We start from the raw sequence: 19,084 nt of genomic DNA, 5'->3' as shown, positions 1-19,084 counted from the left end.
GCACGAGCGGCAACTGCACGATAAGACAGGCTTAACGTCGAATCGCGCGAGCCGGGCCGTGCGAAATCGACGCGTCGTCCGTACCCCCGTAAGCGTTCGTTAAGCTGCGACGGACGATAATGCGGCGGCCAAAACCGCACCAAGGAGAGGAGAGGAGAGGAGAGGCCATGCGCCTGCTACTGGTCGAAGACGACGACATGATCGCGGAATCGGTGCTGGGCGCGATGCGCCGCGCCGGCTACGCGATCGACTGGGCCGAGGACGGCCGCGCGGCGGAACTGTCGCTCGATAACGGCGTGTACGACCTCGTGCTGCTCGACCTCGGCCTGCCGAAAAAAGACGGCATCGACGTGCTGAACGCGTATCGCCGCAACGGCGGCCCGGCGCCCGTGATCATCCTGACCGCGCGCGACGCGGTCGACGAGCGCATCCGCGGTCTCGACGCCGGCGCCGACGACTACCTGATCAAGCCGTTCGATCTCGACGAACTGGCCGCGCGCATTCGCGCGCTGCTGCGCCGGCGCACCGGCCAGAAGCAGCCGGTCTACAGTCACGGCGAACTGACGCTCGACCCCGCCGCGCATGAAGTCACCAAGGACGGCGTGCCGCTGCCGCTGGTGCCGCGCGAATTCGCGTTGCTGCAGGCGCTGATCGAGGAGCCGACCCGCGTGTTCACGAAGGCCGAGCTCGAAGAAAAGCTGTACGGCTGGGGCGAGGAAGTCGGCAGCAATACGATCGAAGTGCATGTGCACAGTCTGCGGCGCAAGATCGGCGCGGACCAGATCGTGACCGTGCGCGGGGTCGGCTACCGCCTGAAGAGGTGCGGATGACGTCGATTCGCCGCTGGCTGCTCGGCTGGCTGATCTTCGGCATGGCGGCGGCGTCGATGATCGCGGCTTTCGCGATCTTCCATACCGCGCGGCGCGAGGCGAGCGAGCTGTTCGACTACGAACTGCGCACCGTCGCGCTGTCGCTGCCGTCGGCGCTGAGCGGCGCGGGCAGCCGCGAGCGGCGGGAACCCGACCTCGGCGATCTCGCCGACGACCGCATCGTCATCGAAATCTGGGACCGCGGCGGTACGCTCGTCTATCGCTCCGCGCAGGCGCCGGAGTTCGAGCGTCTGCCGCCGGGCTTTCACACAGTGCCGCGCGGCGAATACCACTGGCGCATCTTCGGCGTCGCGCAGACAGACCGCTACGTGCAGGTCGCGCAACCGGTCTCGGTGCGCGAAGAACTCGCGTTGCAGCTCGCGCTGCACACGCTGTGGCCGCTCGGCGTGCTGCTGCCGGTGACGATCGCGCTGGTGCTGCTGGTGGTCGCGCGCGGGCTCGCGCCGATCGGCGGGCTGTCGCGCGCGCTCGCGACGCGTTCGATCGATTCGCTCGAACCGCTGCGGCTCGACGGCAACCTGCCGGTCGAAATCCGGCCGCTCGTCGAAGCGCTGAACGATCTGCTGCAACGGTTGCATACGGCGTCGCAGGCGCAGCGCACGTTCATCGCCGATGCCGCGCACGAGTTGCGCTCGCCGCTCGCGGCGCTGAAGCTGCAACTGCAGGCGGCGTCGCGCGATGGATCGCTGAGAGGCGAGGGGCAGACGCTCGAGCGCGTCGAACATCGGGTGAACCGGATCATCCACCTCGTGCAGCAACTGCTGACGCTCGCACGCGAAGACGCGCAGCCGGTTACGTCGACGGTGCCGGTCAGCCTGCGCCGCATCGGCGAGCAGGCAGTCAGCGATTGTTCCGTGCTCGCGGAGTTGCGCGAGATCGATCTCGGCCTCGAATGCGAACACGCGCGCACACCGAACGACGCCTATACCGTGCTCGCGGAGCCGCACAGTATCAGCGTGTTGTTAGGGAACCTGATCAATAACGCAATCCGTCATACGCCGGCGGGCGGCCGTGTCGACGTGGTGCTGCGACGCACGGGCGAGCGCGTGGGCTTCGAGGTCGTCGACAGCGGCTCGGGAATTCCCGAGGCGGAACTCGAACGCGTGTTCGACCCTTTCTATCGCGGCGAGGAGTCGAAGGGCGAGGGCAGCGGGCTCGGTCTCGCGATCGTCGCGCGGATCGCCGAGCGGCATCAGCTCGGCCTGTCGCTGAGCAACAATGTCGGGGCGCCCGGTTTGCGGGTGTCCGTCACGGGGCTGCGCGCGCCCGCCGCCCACGCGCCCGTCACGGCCGCGAATTGACGATCGTCATTGCGGCTCGGGTTGTCACAAGCACGTAGGCGCACGCTGCTACAATCTCATTTTTACGGATCGACAGATTGGTTGTGCACTATGGGTTTCGAACAACTCGCTGAACTGAAGAAGCAACTGGCCGCGGCGCGTGCCGCCGCAGAGTCCGCCGGCAAGCCCGATCGCAAATCGGCCACGCGCCCCGCTTCGAAGTCCGCTGGCAAGCCCGCTTCAAATTCAGCGGCACATCCTGGTTCACATGCCGACCGTGGTGCCAATCCGGGCACGAAGCCCGGTGGCCGGCCCGGCGCGAAGCCGGCCGCAAAGGCCGGCGCTCGCCCGGACGGCAAGCCAGGTACGCGAGCCGGCGGCCCGCAGCCGGCGCGCCACACCGCGCCCGCCAAGCCGGCGGTGGACGCCAAGCCGGTGGACCCGGTGGTGCGCTCGATCGGTCGTCTGCAAAAACGTTTCCCGGTCGCTTTCCCGAAGAATCCAGCCCCGAAGCTGCCGCTGAAGATCGGCATTTTCGAAGACCTCGTCGTGCATGCGAAGGAACTGTCGCTGAGCGAAGCCGAACTGCGCGACGCGATCAAGACGTGGTGCCGTGGCGGACGCTACTGGAAGAGCCTCGTCGACGGCGCGGCGCGCGTCGACCTGGCGGGCGTCGAAGCCGGCAAGGTCACGGCGCAGGAAGCGGCGGGTGCTCAGCGCCTGCTCGCGCATCGCGCGGCGAAGGGCGCGCAGAAGGCCGCCACCGCGACGGCAAGCGCGCATGCGCCGACCGATGCAGGTACGCCGGCCGAGGGCGCGGCCGCTGAAGCGTCACATGCCGAAGCAGCGGTAGCGGCAGTTGCGGAACAAGCGGCCCGCCAAGCGGATGCCGCTGCTGCGTCGCCGGAAGCCGTAGCGGCGGATGCCGCCGGGAGCGCGGACACCCAGGCGCAGACCAGCGCGCAATACGAACCGCAAGCCACCGCTCCCGCTTCGCCCCCCTCCCAAGCCTAACTTTGGCACAGCCCGTCATGGCCTCGATCACGAGGCCATGACGGGCGGCGCAGCCGTCAACCGGCTGCGCACGAATCCCACATGCTCGCGCAGCACGTAAAACGCATCCGCATACGCGAGCGGCATGCGCAGGTGGCTCAGCGCCGCCTCGATCTCGTCCAGTTGCCCCAGTAGCTGCGTGCGCTCCTCGTCGGTTGCGCCGGCGAGCGCGTGCCGCTCGATCGCGATCAGCGAACCGTAATAACGATAGATGCGCGAGCGCACCCGCCACCGGTACAGCGCCGGAATCATGCGCATGGCGGGCAACAGCAGCACGGCGACCGGCAATAGCAGGAAGAGCGTACGATCGCCGATGCTCGCGAGCCAGAAAGGCAGCGTCCGATACAAAAAGCCCTTGCCGGTCCGGTAATAGCGCTGCGCGTCTTCGCTGATCGGATATTCGTGCTCGACCGGGTTCGGGAACTGGCCGGCGTGCTGCAACAGGCCCGCGGCGCCGTGCACTTCCTGCGCCGCCTCGATCAATAGATCCGAAATCGCCGGATGCAGCGTGCTGCGCGCGACGAGTTCGACCGTCGGACTAATCAGGTGAACGGTCTCGGGCGGAATGCGCCGCTTCAGATCGAGCACGCCGGGCGGCAAGTCGATCTGGTCGAGAAACGGAAAGACGCGTGTATAGGCGCTCGCTTCGTCGAAATTCATCACCGAGATGCCGGGTACGCGCAATAGCCGCAGCATCAGGTCGCGCGTGGCCGAATCTCCGTTCAGAATCGCCGCGTCGACCTCGCCGGCAACCAGCTGCGTGGCGGCCTGCAGGCCGTCGCTCGGCACTAGTGTCGTGGCGCCGCCGGGCTCGATGCCGTTCGCCGCGAGCAGTTGCAGCGCGAGCAGCCGCGTGCCGCTGCCTTCGCGGCCGACCGCGATCCGCTTGCCTTCGAGCTGCGCCAGTTGCGTGAGCGCCGCGCCGCGATAGAACACGACGATCGGCACATAGCACACGCTGCCGAGCGACACCAGCGACGAAGTATCGAGCCCTTCGGCCACCCCGCCCTGCACGAGAGCGATATCGACGTGCTGCTTCGGATCCAGCAGCCGCTGCAGGTTCTGCACGGAACCTTCGGATTCGAGCACGTTCAGGCGGATGCCGTTGCGCGCGAGGATCTTGCGGTACTGGTTCGCGGTGACGACGAACGAGCTGTCGCGCGGGCCGGCGCTGATCGTGATCGTGCGCGGCGGCGCCGGATTGGCGATCCAGACGATCAGCACGATCGCGAACGCGATCAGCAGCGCCGTGACGAAGTAGGGCAGCAGGTGCTCGCGCCATTCGGCGCGCGTAGGTTCGGCGGGAAAGTGCGGAGGCCGCGGACGCTGCGCTTTCATGAAGACTCCGTGCGGGAAGCCAGGTGAAGGCATTGTCGCCTGTGCGGGGCGGCTTTGCCGTCGACGGTTCGCTCTATTGACCGGGCGCGCGGCGCCGCGGCGCCGCGTCGCCGTGCTCACGCACGCGGCGCTCAAACGCGCTTGAACAACTGCCGCGCGAGCGAGCACATCAGCAGCGTCGCCGGCGATTCGTCCTGCAGGCGCCGGCTCATGATGATCGGCGACGCGGCGCTTGCCGACGGAATCGGCCGGTACGCGACGCCATGCGCGCGCAAGCCCTCGACGCTCTCCGGCACGAGACACACGCCGACCTGCGCGGCGACCAGCCCTAGCGCGGTCTGCAACTCCCGCACTTCATGGATCGCTTTCGGCTCCAGCGCCTGATCGTGCATTGCCGAGATCTGCTGGTCAGCATAGCTCGGCCGCGGCGTGCTCGGATAGACGATCAGGGTTTCCTCGGCGAGCGCGGCAAGCGTCAGCGGCTTCTTTTGCCGCGCGAGTGGATGGTCCTGCGGCAACGCGGCGATCATCCGTTCCTCGACCAGCACTTCGCGCGCGAGTTGCGCATCGTCGAAGCGCAGCCGGCCGAAGCCGACGTCGATGCGGCCACCTTTGAGCGCGGCCAACTGCTCGATCGTGAACATCTCGATCAGCGACAGCTCGATGTGCGGCGCGGCCTCGCGAAACGAGCGGATCACCGCGGGCAGCGCGCCATACAGCGTCGACGGTACGAAACCGATCACGATGCGTTCCGCGAGCTGCGCGAGCCGGCGCGTGAGCGGCGCGAGCTCGTCGGCTTCATCGATCAGACGTTTCGCCTGCGTGTAGAAAATGCGGCCGGCTTCGGTGAGCCGCAACGGCCGCGAGCCGCGCTCGAACAGCGGCAGGCCGACACTTTCCTCGATCTGCTGGATCTGCCGCGACAGCGGCGGCTGTGTCATATGCAGACGATTGGCCGCCCGCGTGATGTTCATCTCCTCGGCGACCGCGATGAAGTAGCGAAGTTGGCGAAATTCCATGCATGCCTCTGAGATGTGATGCGTCGGCGATTGGTGTTGCGTTGGTCTGCTGCGCCTTGGGCGCTGCCGGTTGCGGTACGGTGCTGCCGCCGCGGCGCTGCGCGAGGGCAACGAATGATAGCAACAGCGCCGCTCAATACCGGCCAGATGACGCACGAGCGCGTTTTCCGCGCGCGGCAGCGCATTCAGCTCGCGCATGCTGTTGCCGTCGTTCGACACCAACGGGTGGCAGCTGTTTGCGGGATCGGGCGTGCGCGCGTTCGTCGGACGCTTATGGCCGATGCTGGCGGGCATCGTACTCGGCACGCTGGTTGCGGTAGTTCGGTCAGCGCGTGCGCGGTTCTTTATCTGTCTGCTCGGCCCCGGCGTTCAATCGATGGCGCGCGCATCCGTTTAAAAGACGTTGGGAGCAGCGGATCGCGGAGGAGGAGGGAGATCGTGTGGCCCGTTATTCTCGATACGCTCGGCGCGCTCGCGGTGCTCGCGAGCGTGGCCGCGCACATCGCGCTGCTGCTCAGCAGCGAACAAAAGTGCGATGAATAAAAGCGCTTTGAGTGTGTAGCGCCTGATCGCGGCGTCTGCCCGTAGGAGTCTTGAGCGGTTGCACGTCTCTGCTGCCGCGTGCCGCTCTTGCAGTCGGTCAGCGCGCGCTTGCGCGACGCCGACGCCGACGCCGACGCCGACGCCGACGCCGACGCCGACGCCGCGGCGCAAGCCAAACAGCATCAATCGTCGTAAGCCACGCGTAAACGTGGCCATCGAGGTCTGATGCGAATCGATTGTTCGTCGGAAGCGGCGTATCAATTCGTCTCGAGCCGCTTTATCCGGCCTCGCGCCATGCCTAAATTAACGACCAGTGACAGCGCCACTGCATTTCCGGCTTTTATTGGCGTGGACCCCGCGGCTTCTCGCGAGGCATGCCGGCGCGAACCATTGAAAGGACACGATGATGAGCAAGCTCACAGGCAAGGTAGCGGTTGTAACGGGTGCATCGAAAGGCATCGGAGCGGCGATTGCGAAGGCATTGGCGGCGCAAGGCGCGTCGGTCGTGGTGAACTATGCGTCGAGCCGCGCGGGCGCCGACAAGGTGGTCGCCGATATCACGGCAGCGGGCGGCAAGGCGATCGCGGTTGGCGGTGACGTGTCGAAGGCCGCGGACGCGAACGGCATTATCGATACGGCGATCGAAACGTACGGGCGGCTCGACGTTCTCGTCAACAACTTGGGTGTCTATGAATTCGCGGCGCTCGAAGAGATCACCGAAGCGCACTTCCATAAGCACTTCGATGTCAACGTGCTCGGGCTGCTGCTCGTGTCGCAGGCGGCGGCCAGGCATCTGGGCGAAGGCGGCAGCATCGTCAACGTGAGCTCGGTCGTGACCCGCATCACGCCGGCGACCACCGCGGTCTACACGGCGACCAAGGGCGCGGTCGATGCGATCACCGGCGTGCTCGCGAAGGAACTCGGAGCGCGCAAGATCCGCGTGAATTCGGTGAATCCGGGCATGGTCGAGACCGAGGGCACCCACAGCGCCGGCGTGATCGGCTCGGACTTCGAAACGTGGGCGATCAGCACGACGCCGCTCGGCCGTATCGGCCAACCCGACGATATCGCGGATGTCGTCGCGTTCCTCGCGTCGGATGACGCGCGCTGGTTGACGGGCGAGAGCCTGATCGCGAGCGGCGGCTCGCGTTAAGTCTGGAGGGGTTGCCAACGCTGGTGGCAACCCGCGCAACAATTCGAGCGCGATCGCGGGCGGCGGGGCCGGCAGCATGAAGGCCACGCCGCTCCTCGCGGCGAAGGCGCGCGAGCTACGCGCGTTGAACATCGCCCCCCAAGACCTCTGTTTCGGCTCCCGGCAACTCCACCGCAAAAAACGCGTCGAGCAGATTCGAACCCGGCCGCTCGGCGAGCCGCGTCAGCGATTCGATCATCTGCACGCGGCAATCGAGCAGCGGCACCATCCGGATCCGCCGCGACTCGTTGAACTCTGCGCGCGCAATGACGCCGACGCCGATTCCCTGCGCGACCGCTTCCTCCAGCGCCTCGCGGCCATCCACGTACATGACCGGCTCGACTTGCAACGACTCGCGCACGAGCTCGATTTCGAGCAGTTGTTGGGTGACCGATTGCGGCTCGCGGAAGATCATCGGCTGTTCGACGAGCTCCGCGTAACTCAGCCGGCGCTTCTTCGCGGCCGGGTAGCTCGCCGGCACCATCGCGACCAGCGGATCGCGCCGCAACACGCGCGACTGCAAGCGACTATGCACCTGCGGCGCGGCCGTGATCGCCGCGTCGACCGCGCTCGACAGCACGCGCTGCATGCATTCTGCCGCATTGGCGATCGACAGCGTGACGACGATGCCCGGGTGCCGCTGGCGAAACGCGCCGATCAGCGCGACGGCGAGATCGGGCGCATCGGCCGCGAGCGATAGCGAACCCGACTCCAGCCCGCCCGCTGATTCGAGCAGTTGGCGCGCGTCCCGCTCGCAACTGAGCATATGCCGTGTCACGCTGAACAGGCGCAGCCCGAGTTTGGTCGTCTCCACGCCGCGCGGCCCGCGCTTGAACAGCTTGACGCCGTAATCCTGTTCGAGCCGCCGCACGTGATCCGACACCGCCGGCTGCGTCAGCGACAACGCCTGCGCCGCTTTCGAAAAGCCGCCATGTTCCGCGACCGCATGGAACGCCCGCAATTGCGCGTATTGCACGTGTGCCTCGCCAGCAAATAAGTTTTTGCGATACCGTCATCGATTATATCGATTTTACCGATGGACAACGCTTCTGTATCGTGTGAGCTATCGACATAGCGATATCGGAGTGGCGTCATGGAAAGCGCAATCGGCGGTTCGGCGGCGACATTGGCCGTGGCAGCCGCGGCAACATCGACCCGTTGCACCACACCCTGCGCCGCGCCGGCTGGCGGCGAGCCTTATCTGCTGACGCCGGGCCCGCTGACCACGGCACTATCGACGAAACAGGCGATGCTGCGCGACTGGGGCTCGTGGGACGGCGACTTCCGCGCGATGACCGCCGAGTTGCGCGCGAGCCTGCTGGCGATCGCCGGCGACACCGCGGGCGACTACGACTGCGTGCCGCTGCAGGGCAGCGGCAGCTACTGCGTCGAAGCGATGCTCGGCAGCCTGGTTCCGCGCGACGGCCACGCGCTCGTGCTCGCGAACGGCGCGTACGGCAAGCGCGCGGCGATCACGCTTGGCTATCTCGGCCGCGCCTGCACACTGCTCGACAAGGGCGACTACCTGCCGCCGCGCGGCCTCGAAGTCGAGCGCATGCTTGCCGCCGATCCATCGATCACGCACGTGGTCGCGATCCATTGCGAAACGAGCTCGGGCATCCTCAATCCGCTCGATGAGATTGCAGCCGCGGTCGCCGGGCAGGGCCGCAAACTGCTGATCGATTCGATGAGCGCCTTCGGCGCGGTGCCGCTCGACGTGCGGCAGATCGCGTGCGAGGCGTTCGTGTCGTCGGCGAACAAGTGCATCGAGGGCGTGCCGGGTTTCGGCTTCGTGATCGCGCGCAAGAGCGCCCTGCGCGAGGCGAAAGGCCGCAGCCATTCGCTCGCGCTCGATCTCTACGATCAATGGGACGTGATGAATCGCACGGGCCAGTGGCGCTTCACGCCGCCCACGCATACGGTGGCCGCGTTCCTCGAGGCGCTGCGTCTCTACCAGCTCGAAGGCGGGCAGCCCGCGCGGCTCGCGCGCTACGCCAACAATCGCGACGTGCTGGTGGCCGGCATGCACGAGCTTGGCTTCGAGCCGCTGCTCAACGGGCGCTGGCGCTCGCCGATCATCGTGACGTTTTTTTCGCCGGCGCATCCGTCGTTCGAGTTCGCGCGCTTCTATGAACTGATGAAGGAGCAGGGCTTCATCATCTATCCGGGCAAGCTGACGGTGGTCGACAGTTTCCGCATCGGCTGCATCGGTCAGGTCGACGAGCAGGTGATGCGACGCGTGGTCGATGCCTGCGCGCAAGCGCTGCGCACGATGGGCGTCACGCACGCGGGGCCGCCGCCCGCCGCGCTCGACGAACGCAAGGCGCTCGCGCAGGCGGCCTGAGCCGCGACAGCAAACCCGCGACGGCAAACCCAATACATTCGGATTCCTGGGGATTCAAGCAGATGAAACACGTGAAGGCAGTGATTTTCGATTGGGCCGGCACGGTGGTCGACTACGGTTCACGCGCGCCGATGGGGGCCTTCGTCGAGACCTTCGAGCAGTTCGGCGTGCCGATCACGATCGACGAAGCGCGCGGCCCGATGGGCATGGCCAAGCGGCCGCATATCGCGGCGCTGATGGCGCTGCCGCGCGTGGCGCAGGCTTGGGCCGAGCGCCACGGCCATACGCCGACCGACGCCGATATCGACGCCGTGTACGAGGTGTTCGTGCCGAAGAACATCGCGGTCGCGGCGAGCTACAGCGCGGTGATCCCGGGCGTCGCCGAAGTCGCGAGCGCATTGCGTCAGAACGATATCCGCATCGGCACGACGACCGGCTATACCCGCGAGATCATCGACGAAATCGTACCGGGCGCGGCCGCGCAGGGCTTTGCGCCGGACAGCATCGTGTGCACCGGCGATACGCCGGAAGGGCGGCCGTCACCGTACATGATCTACCGGACGCTGCCGCTGCTCGGCGTGTGGCGCGCGAAAGAGGCGATCAAGGTCGACGACACCGAGGTCGGCATCGAGGAAGGCATCAACGCCGGCACGTGGGCGGTCGGTGTCGCGGTGAGCGGCAACGCGTTCGGCATGAGCGAGGCGGAGGTGAAGGCGTTGCCGGCCGACGAATTCGCCGCGCGCCGCAACGCCGCGATGGCCAGGCTGAAGGCGGCGGGCGCGCATTACGTGATCGATAGCGTCGCGGATCTGATGCCGGTCGTGTACGACATCGACGCACGGCTCGCGCGCGGCGAGCGGCCTTGAAGCGTCACTTGAAGAAACCGACCGCGAGATCGATGAACTCGCGCACCTTGCGCGGCACGAACTCGCGGCTCGGATACACCAGCGACACGGCCACGTCGCCATTGAGCACCGCATAGCCGTCGAGCACGCGCACCAGCGTGCCGGCGCGCAACTCGTCCTCGACCATTTCGAGCGGCAGCAGCGCGATGCCCATCGCGCCCAGCGCGGCCTGCTTCTGCATGATCATGCTGTTGACCGTGAACGATGCATCGATGGCGATGCTCTCGCCGCTGTCGTCGCCGTCCTCGCTCGCGCTTTCGGCATCGCCGTCACCCTTGCGGAAGATCCACATCGGGCCGGTCGTGTCGAACGGCGCGGCAATCAGCCGATGCCCGTCCAGTTCGGCCGGCGTTTGCGGATGACCGGCCTGCGCGAGATACGCACCCGCTGCCACCGGCACCGCGTGCGAGTTGATCAGACGCCGCGCCACCAGCGACTCCGAGCGGATCATATGCTCGGTCACGATGCCGACATCGAAGCCGCCTTCGAGCAGATCGACCCGTTTTTCCGTCAGCGTGACGCGCAGGTTGACTTGCGGAAAACGCGCCTGATATTCGGCGAACAGCGGCGTTAGCCGAAACAGCGAAAAACTGCCGAGCGCGACGATGCGCAGGTCGCCCGCCACGTCGCGCGAGGCCGTGGTCGCGCGCGACTCCACTTCCTCCAGTTCGGCGAGCAGCACGCGGCAACCGTCCGCGTATTGCGCGCCGGCCTCGGTCAGCACGACCTTGCGCGTGGTGCGCTGAAACAGGCGAATGCCGAGATGCTGTTCGAGGCTCGACACATGACGCGTGACGACCGACGTCGACACGTTCAGTTGCCCGGCGGCCTGCGCGAAGCTGCCGACATCGGCCACCTTGACAAAGGCCTGCATGGCCTGAAAAAGATTGATCATTCGAGTCCAAAAAACGTCTTTGTTGTAGCGGACGGCGTGGCGCATGCGCGCGGCGGTGCCGCTGACGCAATCGAACGCGAGCGCGAGATCGTCGTCGCGGCGCAGGCCGTAGCGCATCGCGTTCGCGCTCGGGCAGCGCGCCGAGACAGAACGCGTGACTGACCACCACTTGTCCCTGCATGCCGTGCGCGGCGACGCGATCGAGCAGCCCCGATTGCGGAAACGCGACGATCGACACCTCGGCGCGCTTGCCGTCGGCGAGCCGCACGTGGGTGACCAGCGAGGCGTTCGTCGTGGGGCGCGGGGCGGTCGTGGTCATGGGCGGCGGGCAAGGGGAATGAACGGGATGAAAGGGGTGAACGGCCGGTGCGTTGACGCAACCCGCGATGCTACGCTTAGACGATAATAAATCCGCCCCCGTTACGGCAAATACAGCGTGAATTAATCCGAAAATTCGGCGCGGCGAGATTGCGGCGCGAGGCCGCGCCGACCGGCAAAATCCAAGGCCGGACGGCGGTTCACGGTATACTCCCGCGGAACTTGCCTGATCGCCATGCTTGCCCGATACTCAGCTGTTACCCCCAAAATCTCCCCGTACGTCGAGTTTAACGCTACTGCTTATGAGTACAATCCTTGAAAGTCTTCCGATCGGCCAGAAGGTCGGTATCGCGTTTTCCGGCGGCCTCGACACTAGCGCCGCGCTGCACTGGATGCGCAAGAAGGGCGCCGTGCCGTATGCCTACACGGCCAACCTCGGTCAGCCCGACGAAGACGATTACGATTCGATCCCGCGTCGCGCCACGCAATATGGCGCCGAAGGCGCGCGCCTGATCGACTGCCGCGCGCAGCTGGTCGCGGAAGGTATCGCGGCGCTGCAGTGCGGCGCGTTTCATATCTCGACGGCGGGCGTCACCTACTTCAACACGACGCCGATCGGCCGCGCCGTGACCGGCACGATGCTGGTCGCCGCGATGAAGGACGACGGCGTCAACATCTGGGGCGACGGCAGCACGTACAAGGGTAACGACATCGAGCGTTTCTACCGCTACGGTCTGCTCGTGAACCCGGACCTGAAGATCTACAAGCCGTGGCTCGACCAGCTGTTCATCGACGAACTGGGCGGTCGTTCTGAAATGTCGGAATTCATGCGCCAGTCGGGCTTCGACTACAAGATGTCGGCCGAAAAGGCGTATTCGACCGACTCGAACCTGCTCGGCGCGACGCACGAAGCGAAGGACCTCGAAAGCCTCGAGTCCGGCATCAAGATCGTGAACCCGATCATGGGCGTCGCGTTCTGGCGCGACGACGTGCAGATCGCGAAAGAAGAAGTGACGGTCCGCTTCGAGGAAGGCCAGCCGGTCGCGCTGAACGGCCAGACGTTCCCGAACGCGGTCGAGCTGCTGCTCGAAGCGAACCGGATCGGCGGCCGTCACGGTCTCGGCATGAGCGATCAGATCGAGAACCGCATCATCGAGGCGAAGAGCCGCGGCATCTATGAAGCCCCGGGCCTCGCGCTGCTCAACATCGCATACGAGCGTCTGGTCACCGGCATCCACAACGAAGACACGATCGAGCAGTTCCGCGAGAACGGCCGCCGCCTCGGCCGTCTGCTGTACCAGGGCCGCTGGTTCGATCCGCAGGCGATCATGCTGCGCGAAACCGCGCAGCGCTGGGTCGCGCGCGCGATCACCGGCGAAGTGAGCGTCGAGCTGCGCCGCGGCAACGACTACTCGATCCTCAGCACGAAGTCGCCGAACCTCACGTATCAGCCCGAGCGTCTGTCGATGGAAAAGGTCGCATCGACGTTCTCGCCGCGCGACCGCATCGGCCAGCTGACGATGCGCAACCTCGACATCACCGACACGCGCGACAAGCTGCGCATCTACTCGCAGGTGGGCCTGCTGTCGTCGAACGAGACGTCGGCGCTGCCGCAGGTGAAGGGCGACAAGGAGTAAAGCGGCGCGTCTGATTACCTGAACGTCGCATCGATCGATGGGCCGGCTCGCGAGAGCCGGCCCATTTTCTTTGGGGCTCCCGGATGCGCTCCGGCGCCTGGGCGCGATCCCACATTCTGTGCTCAAGTTTCGCGTGCCTATGCCGTTGACATAAGCTAAGCCCATTCTGGAACCCTTCCGTGCAACTCGCTTACAGTAACGACCGTCTCGCCAGCCGGATGCCAGTCGACTCGACCGCCGCCAGCGAACCCGAGGTCGAGTCTTCGGTCATCGAGTGGCTGTTGCACGACGACCAGGTGATGCGCGAGTGCTTCACGCATGCGGCGGAGATTCTGAAGAGCGTGACCGGCGCGGCAATTACCGCGATCGTGCTGCTCGACGAGGAGCATCAGCACTATCGCGCCGAGGTCGGCATGGCGATGCCGCTCGTCACGCGTGCGCGCTCGCTCGCCGACTACGCGGTGCGCGATGCCGACCTGTTCGTGATCGAGGATGCGCACAACGACAGCCGCTTCGGCGAATGCATGCTCGTCAAGCGTCATCCGTTCGTGCGCTTTTACGCGGCGATCGCATTGCGCGCGCCGAACGGCGAGATCGTCGGCGCGCTGTGCGCGATGGACCCGGCGCCGGGCCGGCTCGACGCGGGCCGGCGCGGCGTGTTTTACCACCTGCGCGCGATGATCGAAAACGATCTGAAGATGCGCACGGCCACCGCGATCGATCCGCTCACCCAGTTGTACAACCGGCGCTTTCTGCTCGAAACCATCGCGCGCCGCTGGAAGGAGGCGCGCGACGGCGACGTGATGGGCTCGGTGGTCGTCGACGTCGACTGGTTCAAGCAGTACAACGACACCTACGGTCATCAGGCCGGCGATCACTGTCTGAGTCTGGTCGCCTCCGTGATGCAGGCCGCCGCCGACAGCGAGCGCATCGTGGTCGGGCGCATGGGCGGCGAGGAGTTCGGAATGCTGGTGCTCGAAGCGCAACCATCGATGCTCGAAGACACGCTCGAAACGCTGCGCCAGCGCGTGGCGGACCTCGCGATCGAGCATCGCGCGTCGCCGCTTGGGGTGGTGACGGTCAGCATTGGCGCGTCGCTCACGCGTATCTGCGACCTGTCGCGCCCCGCGCATCGCGACGGTTTCGCGAGCGCTGACCGTGCGTTGTATCGCTCGAAGCATCAAGGACGAAATCGCGTGACGATGGCGTAGCGGGCGTTGGCGATTGCGTCGGTACGGCTCTATCTTCAGTCATGGCGCATTGCTTATAGGACCATCGTCCCATTTTCACCCGTTGCCAGCGTGGCAATATGGATGCGCGTAGTGAACGTCGACGCAGTCGCCGGGTGCGGCAGCAGGGTGTTTTACGATGCGCATCATTCAAACGTTGCTGTACATCGCGGCGTTCTGCTCAGGCATGATCGTCGGCCCCGCGGCGTGCGTCGCCGCCCAAAGTGCCGCCGCGCAGCCGGCCGCCTCGTCGGCCCTCCCGGCATCCCCAACCGCCGCGGCGTCGGCTCCCGCGGCGCGCCGGATCGATCTCGGCAATCAACCGTTCACGGGCGATTTCGACGCCATGCTCGACCGGCGTCTGATCCGCGTGCTGGTTCCCTACAGTCGAACGCTCTATCTGAATGAGCAAGGTCACGAACGTGGGCTGACCGCCGGTCTCATGCGGGACTTTGAGCGCTATGTGAACAAGAAGTACCGGGCGACGCTCGGCAAGCGTCCGCTCACCCTGGTCATCATTCCGACGACTCGCGACCAGTTGCTCCCGGGGCTGATAGCGGGCCGGGGCGACATCGCCGCGGGCAATCTGACGGTCACGGAGGTCCGCCTGAAGCAGGTCGACTTCGTGGCGCCGCGTGACCGGACAGCAGTACGCGAAGTGGTCGTGACCGGGCCGAAGTCGCCGGCCCTCGCGAAGCTCGACGATCTCAGCGGCAAGACGGTCCATGTGCGGCCCAGCAGCAGCTATTACGAGAGCCTGAACGCGTTGAACGCGCGTTTTGGCAAGGAAGGCAAAGCTCCGGTGAAACTCGTGCCGCTGCCCGACGCGCTCGAGGACGAGGACGCAATGGAGATGCTCAATGTCGGGCTGCTCCAGATCCTCGTCGTGGACGACTGGAAGGCAAAGGTATGGGCGCCGGTACTGGCTGGAATCGTCGTGCATAACGATATTTCGGTGCGCGACGCAGGCTACATCGGCTGGGCGGTGCGCTTCAAGAGCCCCAAACTGCGGGACGCGATCAACGACTTCTACCTGAATTACGTGAAGAAGCAGAGTGTCGCGGAAGTCCGTCTGCAGCAGGAAATGAAGCGCATCAAGCAGATCTCCAACAATACGGAGTCAGCGGAGCTGAAGCGGTTCGGGCAGACGGTCGGTCTTTTCGAAAAATACGGTGCGCAGTACCGCTTCGATCCGCTTTTGCTTGCGGCTCAAGGCTATCAGGAATCCCAGCTGAACCAGAGCGCCCGCAGTCACGTTGGCGCAATCGGGATCATGCAGTTGATGCCAGCCACGGGGAAGGAACTTGCGGTTGGCGACATCAGGGTGGCGGAGTCCAACATACATGCGGGAGCGAAATATCTCGATGTGCTGATGGCCCGTTACTTTCCCGATGCTCACTTCTCGGAACGGGACCGCTCGCTGTTCGCATTCGCAAGCTACAACGCAGGACCCGCAAAGATCGCCAGAATGCGCAAGGAAGCGGCGGCGCGCGGTCTCGATCCTAACAAGTGGTTCAACAATGTCGAAATCGTAGTCGCCGAGAAAATCGGCATCGAACCAACGACGTACGTGCGCAATGTCTTTAAATATTACGTTGCGTACCGGCTCGTCCGGGAGGCCGAGGCTGCACGCGCTCGCGCTATCGGGCAGATGCGCAAGCAGGGCGGAGCGTGAGGGAAGCGGGCATCTGAAAGCGCTGTCACCGCAGCGACGTGCCGCAGCCACGCCGCTGCGCGATTGTCGAGGCGCGCGCGCGAATAAACGCCGTCGGGCGGTTGTGGAACAGTGGGAGTCGCGGGACTGATTCAAGGCGGAGGTTTTGGAACGCACTCCAAACAATTCGGCATTGCATCTGCTTCATTGCTCGAAGCGGAGGTCGTTACGGCGGACGGTGCGCTCAGGGTTGTCAACGCCCGAAGAGCGCACGGAGTTTTCTTCGTTCGCCACGGTGTCGGCTCCGAAGACTGGAGCGACGACGGGTTCACCCGCATGGCCGATTCCGACTAGCCGGCCGGCTGTTTCGCCCGAATCCTGATGCTCGTTGTGTAAGGGTATGACCGTGTATTGACTCCACAGAGAGGTCAATGCACGCTAGCGATGCATCGGTATCCGAAGCATCTCGTTCTGGCGAACCAGATGGAGCGGGGTCGGCAACAAGTTGGGTACTGCTGCCAATACAACGTCGTATAAATGACGGAGACAGAACAGATGACAACACCGAAAAAAATCCCGGCGGCCATGCGCAACCCTTGGAGGCTCGGTACCGCGGCGACCGTGATGGCGTCCGCAATCGTGCTGGCGGGCTGTGGCAGCGGCAACGAGGGGCTGCAACCGCCGCCGAGCAACGTGCTGCCTGGCTTCATCAAAAGCGCGGTGACGACGAAATCTTATGACGGCAACAGCGACGATCTGCTGACCGCGGGCCTCGGCAAGACCGGCCTCGCATCGGCGACGGCGCCGGCCATCGCGAATGCGGCGCAACCTACGGCCGCCGAATTGCGGCGTCTCGCGATCTGGTCGAACTATCGGGCGCTCGTCGACATGACGGCGAACGGCGGCTATGGACGCTTCTGGGGCCCCAACGTCGACCTGAACGGCAACGACACGCTCGGCGAAGGCAAGATCGCGGGCAAGGAATACCTCGCCTATGCCGATGACGGCAGCGGCGCGCAGAACGTTAGCCTGCTCGTGCAGATTCCCACGAGCTTCAATCCGGACCAACCGTGCATCGTCACCGCGACGTCGTCCGGTTCGCGCGGCGTGTACGGCGCGATTTCGGCGGCCGGCGAGTGGGGCCTGAAGCGCGGCTGCGCGGTGGCCTACACCGACAAGGGCGGCGGCAACGGCGCGCACGAGCTGTCGACGAATCGCGTGACGCTGATCGACGGCACGTTGCAGGATGCGACCGCCGCGGGCACGGCGAGCCTCTTCACCGCGAAGCTCGGCAGCAGCACGCTGGCGGCGTTCAACGCGCAATTCCCGAACCGCTATGCGTTCAAGCATGCGCACTCGCAACAGAACCCCGAGCAGGACTGGGGCAAGAACACGTTGGAGGCGATCCAGTTTGCGTATTGGGCGCTCAACGATTCGTACGGCGCGTTGAATGGCTCGACGCGCACGGTGCGCTATGCGAGCGGCAGCATCACGACGATCGCCGCGTCGGTCAGCAACGGCGGCGGCGCGTCGCTCGCGGCGGCCGAGCAGGACACGTCGGGCCTCATCACGGCAGTGGTGGTCGGCGAGCCGCAGATCAATCTGCGGCTTGCGCCGCAGGTATCGGTCGCGCAGGGCGGCGTGCCGGTCGGCGCGTTCGGCAAACCGCTCGCCGATTACATGACGCTCGCGAACCTGCTGCAGCCGTGCGCCGCGCTCGCGCCCGCCGCGACCGGCGCGCCGTATCTGAGCGCGCTGCCGAGCGCGACCACCACCGCGCTGCGCACCGCGCGTTGCGCGTCGCTCGCGGCGGCCGGCGTGATCGCGGGAACGGATACGGTGACGCAGGCCACCAACGCGCTCGCGCTGCTGCATCAGAACGGCTATCAGACCGACTCGGACCTGCTGCAAGCGCCGATGTGGGACTCGCAGGCGGTGCCGGCCGTTGCCGTGACCTATGCGAATGCGTATGCGCGCGCAAGTGTCGCCGACAACCTGTGCGACTTCAGCTTCGGCACCACCAGCGCGACTGGCGCAGCCGGCGTGACGCCGGCGGTGTCGCCGATGCTGACGGTGTTCGGCAACGGCAACGGCGTGCCGCCGACCAATGGCATCAACCTCGTCTACAACGCGGGCGGCTCCGGCGCGTTCGATCATCGGCTCGCGACCGCCGATGCGAGCTACGCGGGCGCCGCATGCCTGCGCGCGCGGTGGACAAGCGGTTCGTTGAATGCCAGCGTCGATGCAATTCGCGTGAACGCGAATCTGCATGGCAAGCCGACCATCATCGTGCAAGGACGCGCGGATGCGCTGGTGCCGATCAATCACGCGTCGCGGCCGTATCTCGGATTGAACCAGGTGGTCGAGGGCAGCGCGAGCAAGCTGGCGCTGTACGAAGTCACGAACGGTCAGCACTTTGATGCGTTCCTCGGCGTCGCCGGTTTCGATACGCGTTTCGTGCCGTTGCATTACTACAATCTTCAGGCGCTCAACCTGATGTGGGCTCATCTGAAGAACGGCACGCCGTTGCCGCCGTCGCAGGTGATCCACACGATACCGCGCGGCGGCGTGCCCGGAGCCGCACCGGCGCTGACCACGGCCAACCTGCCGGCGATCGCGGCGAGCCCGGGTGTCAATGCGATTTCCGCAACGAATGGCGCCGTGAACGTGCCGAATTGAGCGGCGCGTGCTGAAGCAATGCGCGCACACAGGTATCCGCCTGGGTGCGCGTTGCGGTGCATCTGGACGCCGCACGAGCGGTGCTGAGCTTCGCGCCGCGCAACACGC

The 19,084-nt window shown here is 65.8% G+C and carries 14 protein-coding genes; 10 read left to right on the top strand and 4 right to left on the bottom strand.

What is annotated here, in order from left to right; genetic code table 11:
- The first annotated feature begins 167 nt into the window (after positions 1-167).
- The 3 genes from HWY30_RS06225 (at position 168) to HWY30_RS06215 (ending at position 3,184) form a co-directional block, all read left to right on the top strand.
- Positions 168-830 carry a response regulator gene (locus tag HWY30_RS06225; RefSeq protein ID WP_090805221.1) on the top strand — a complete coding sequence of 221 codons (663 nt, stop codon included), beginning with the start codon at positions 168-170 and terminating at the stop codon, positions 828-830.
- Entirely contained in the window at positions 827-2,191 is a 1,365-nt protein-coding gene (locus tag HWY30_RS06220; RefSeq protein ID WP_090805808.1) for an ATP-binding protein, read from the top strand. The genes HWY30_RS06225 and HWY30_RS06220 overlap by 4 nt, the downstream gene beginning before the upstream one ends.
- A gap of 90 nt (positions 2,192-2,281) precedes the next feature.
- Positions 2,282-3,184 carry a ProQ/FinO family protein gene (locus HWY30_RS06215; RefSeq protein WP_090805219.1) on the top strand — a complete coding sequence of 301 codons (903 nt, stop codon included), beginning with the start codon at positions 2,282-2,284 and terminating at the stop codon, positions 3,182-3,184.
- Between the two features lie 27 nt (positions 3,185-3,211).
- On the opposite strand, the gene HWY30_RS06210 is transcribed toward HWY30_RS06215, so the two are convergent.
- Together HWY30_RS06210 and HWY30_RS06205 are read right to left on the bottom strand one after the other, a co-directional pair.
- Complete coding sequence (locus HWY30_RS06210) at positions 3,212-4,561, bottom strand: TAXI family TRAP transporter solute-binding subunit (RefSeq protein ID WP_090805218.1); 1,350 nt, start codon at positions 4,559-4,561, stop codon at positions 3,212-3,214.
- Between the two features lie 131 nt (positions 4,562-4,692).
- A complete protein-coding gene (locus HWY30_RS06205; protein WP_090805807.1) occupies positions 4,693-5,580 on the bottom strand; it encodes a LysR family transcriptional regulator in 888 nt (295 codons plus the stop codon).
- 949 nt (positions 5,581-6,529) lie between these two features.
- Between HWY30_RS06205 and HWY30_RS06200 the strand changes: the two genes are divergently transcribed.
- Entirely contained in the window at positions 6,530-7,276 is a 747-nt protein-coding gene (locus HWY30_RS06200) for a glucose 1-dehydrogenase (RefSeq protein WP_090805805.1), read from the top strand.
- A gap of 115 nt (positions 7,277-7,391) precedes the next feature.
- Here HWY30_RS06200 and HWY30_RS06195 read toward each other — a convergent pair whose 3' ends face one another.
- Entirely contained in the window at positions 7,392-8,291 is a 900-nt protein-coding gene (locus tag HWY30_RS06195; protein WP_090805213.1) for a LysR substrate-binding domain-containing protein, read from the bottom strand.
- A gap of 117 nt (positions 8,292-8,408) precedes the next feature.
- Here HWY30_RS06195 and HWY30_RS06190 point away from each other — a divergent pair, with 117 nt between their 5' ends.
- Positions 8,409-9,659: a 2-aminoethylphosphonate--pyruvate transaminase gene (locus HWY30_RS06190; protein WP_090805210.1), complete on the top strand. Its 1,251-nt coding sequence runs from the start codon at positions 8,409-8,411 to the stop codon at positions 9,657-9,659.
- A 62-nt stretch (positions 9,660-9,721) separates the two neighbouring features.
- The gene (gene phnX, locus HWY30_RS06185; protein WP_090805208.1) at positions 9,722-10,525 is read left to right on the top strand and encodes a phosphonoacetaldehyde hydrolase; all 804 of its coding nucleotides are present in this window, start codon (positions 9,722-9,724) and stop codon (positions 10,523-10,525) included.
- A gap of 4 nt (positions 10,526-10,529) precedes the next feature.
- Here phnX and HWY30_RS06180 read toward each other — a convergent pair whose 3' ends face one another.
- Positions 10,530-11,459 carry a LysR family transcriptional regulator gene (locus HWY30_RS06180; RefSeq protein WP_090805804.1) on the bottom strand — a complete coding sequence of 310 codons (930 nt, stop codon included), beginning with the start codon at positions 11,457-11,459 and terminating at the stop codon, positions 10,530-10,532.
- Between the two features lie 620 nt (positions 11,460-12,079).
- Here HWY30_RS06180 and argG point away from each other — a divergent pair.
- The 4 genes from argG to HWY30_RS06150 all read left to right on the top strand — a co-directional run bounded on the left by argG (position 12,080) and on the right by HWY30_RS06150 (position 18,976).
- The gene (gene argG / locus HWY30_RS06170; RefSeq protein ID WP_090805205.1) at positions 12,080-13,414 is read left to right on the top strand and encodes an argininosuccinate synthase; all 1,335 of its coding nucleotides are present in this window, start codon (positions 12,080-12,082) and stop codon (positions 13,412-13,414) included.
- 179 nt (positions 13,415-13,593) lie between these two features.
- Positions 13,594-14,625, top strand: coding sequence for a diguanylate cyclase (locus HWY30_RS06165; protein WP_244144804.1), 1,032 nt, complete (start codon positions 13,594-13,596; stop codon positions 14,623-14,625).
- A gap of 157 nt (positions 14,626-14,782) precedes the next feature.
- Complete coding sequence (locus HWY30_RS06160) at positions 14,783-16,318, top strand: MltF family protein (RefSeq protein ID WP_090805199.1); 1,536 nt, start codon at positions 14,783-14,785, stop codon at positions 16,316-16,318.
- Between the two features lie 534 nt (positions 16,319-16,852).
- A complete protein-coding gene (locus HWY30_RS06150; protein WP_425199359.1) occupies positions 16,853-18,976 on the top strand; it encodes a D-(-)-3-hydroxybutyrate oligomer hydrolase in 2,124 nt (707 codons plus the stop codon).
- The last annotated feature ends 108 nt before the right edge of the window (positions 18,977-19,084 follow it).

The sequence above is a fragment of the Paraburkholderia tuberum STM678 genome (genome assembly GCF_902833905.1).
GTDB classification, from domain to species: Bacteria; Pseudomonadota; Gammaproteobacteria; order Burkholderiales; family Burkholderiaceae; genus Paraburkholderia; species Paraburkholderia tuberum.
The sequence above is the reverse complement of the archived record's forward strand: the minus strand, read 5'-3'. Positions and strand labels throughout refer to the sequence as shown.

What these genes read in the sequence shown, in the direction of transcription:
- phnX (WP_090805208.1), top strand. Translation starts at nt 9,722, where the DNA reads ATGAAACACGTGAAGGCAGTGATTTTCGATTGGGCCGGCACGGTGGTC.
- HWY30_RS06180 (WP_090805804.1), bottom strand. Translation starts at nt 11,459, where the DNA reads ATGATCAATCTTTTTCAGGCCATGCAGGCCTTTGTCAAGGTGGCCGAT.
- HWY30_RS06205 (WP_090805807.1), bottom strand. Translation starts at nt 5,580, where the DNA reads ATGGAATTTCGCCAACTTCGCTACTTCATCGCGGTCGCCGAGGAGATG.
- HWY30_RS06220 (WP_090805808.1), top strand. Translation starts at nt 827, where the DNA reads ATGACGTCGATTCGCCGCTGGCTGCTCGGCTGGCTGATCTTCGGCATG.
- HWY30_RS06210 (WP_090805218.1), bottom strand. Translation starts at nt 4,561, where the DNA reads ATGAAAGCGCAGCGTCCGCGGCCTCCGCACTTTCCCGCCGAACCTACG.
- HWY30_RS06190 (WP_090805210.1), top strand. Translation starts at nt 8,409, where the DNA reads ATGGAAAGCGCAATCGGCGGTTCGGCGGCGACATTGGCCGTGGCAGCC.
- HWY30_RS06200 (WP_090805805.1), top strand. Translation starts at nt 6,530, where the DNA reads ATGAGCAAGCTCACAGGCAAGGTAGCGGTTGTAACGGGTGCATCGAAA.
- HWY30_RS06160 (WP_090805199.1), top strand. Translation starts at nt 14,783, where the DNA reads ATGCGCATCATTCAAACGTTGCTGTACATCGCGGCGTTCTGCTCAGGC.
- HWY30_RS06150 (WP_425199359.1), top strand. Translation starts at nt 16,853, where the DNA reads ATGACAACACCGAAAAAAATCCCGGCGGCCATGCGCAACCCTTGGAGG.
- HWY30_RS06225 (WP_090805221.1), top strand. Translation starts at nt 168, where the DNA reads ATGCGCCTGCTACTGGTCGAAGACGACGACATGATCGCGGAATCGGTG.
- argG (WP_090805205.1), top strand. Translation starts at nt 12,080, where the DNA reads ATGAGTACAATCCTTGAAAGTCTTCCGATCGGCCAGAAGGTCGGTATC.
- HWY30_RS06215 (WP_090805219.1), top strand. Translation starts at nt 2,282, where the DNA reads ATGGGTTTCGAACAACTCGCTGAACTGAAGAAGCAACTGGCCGCGGCG.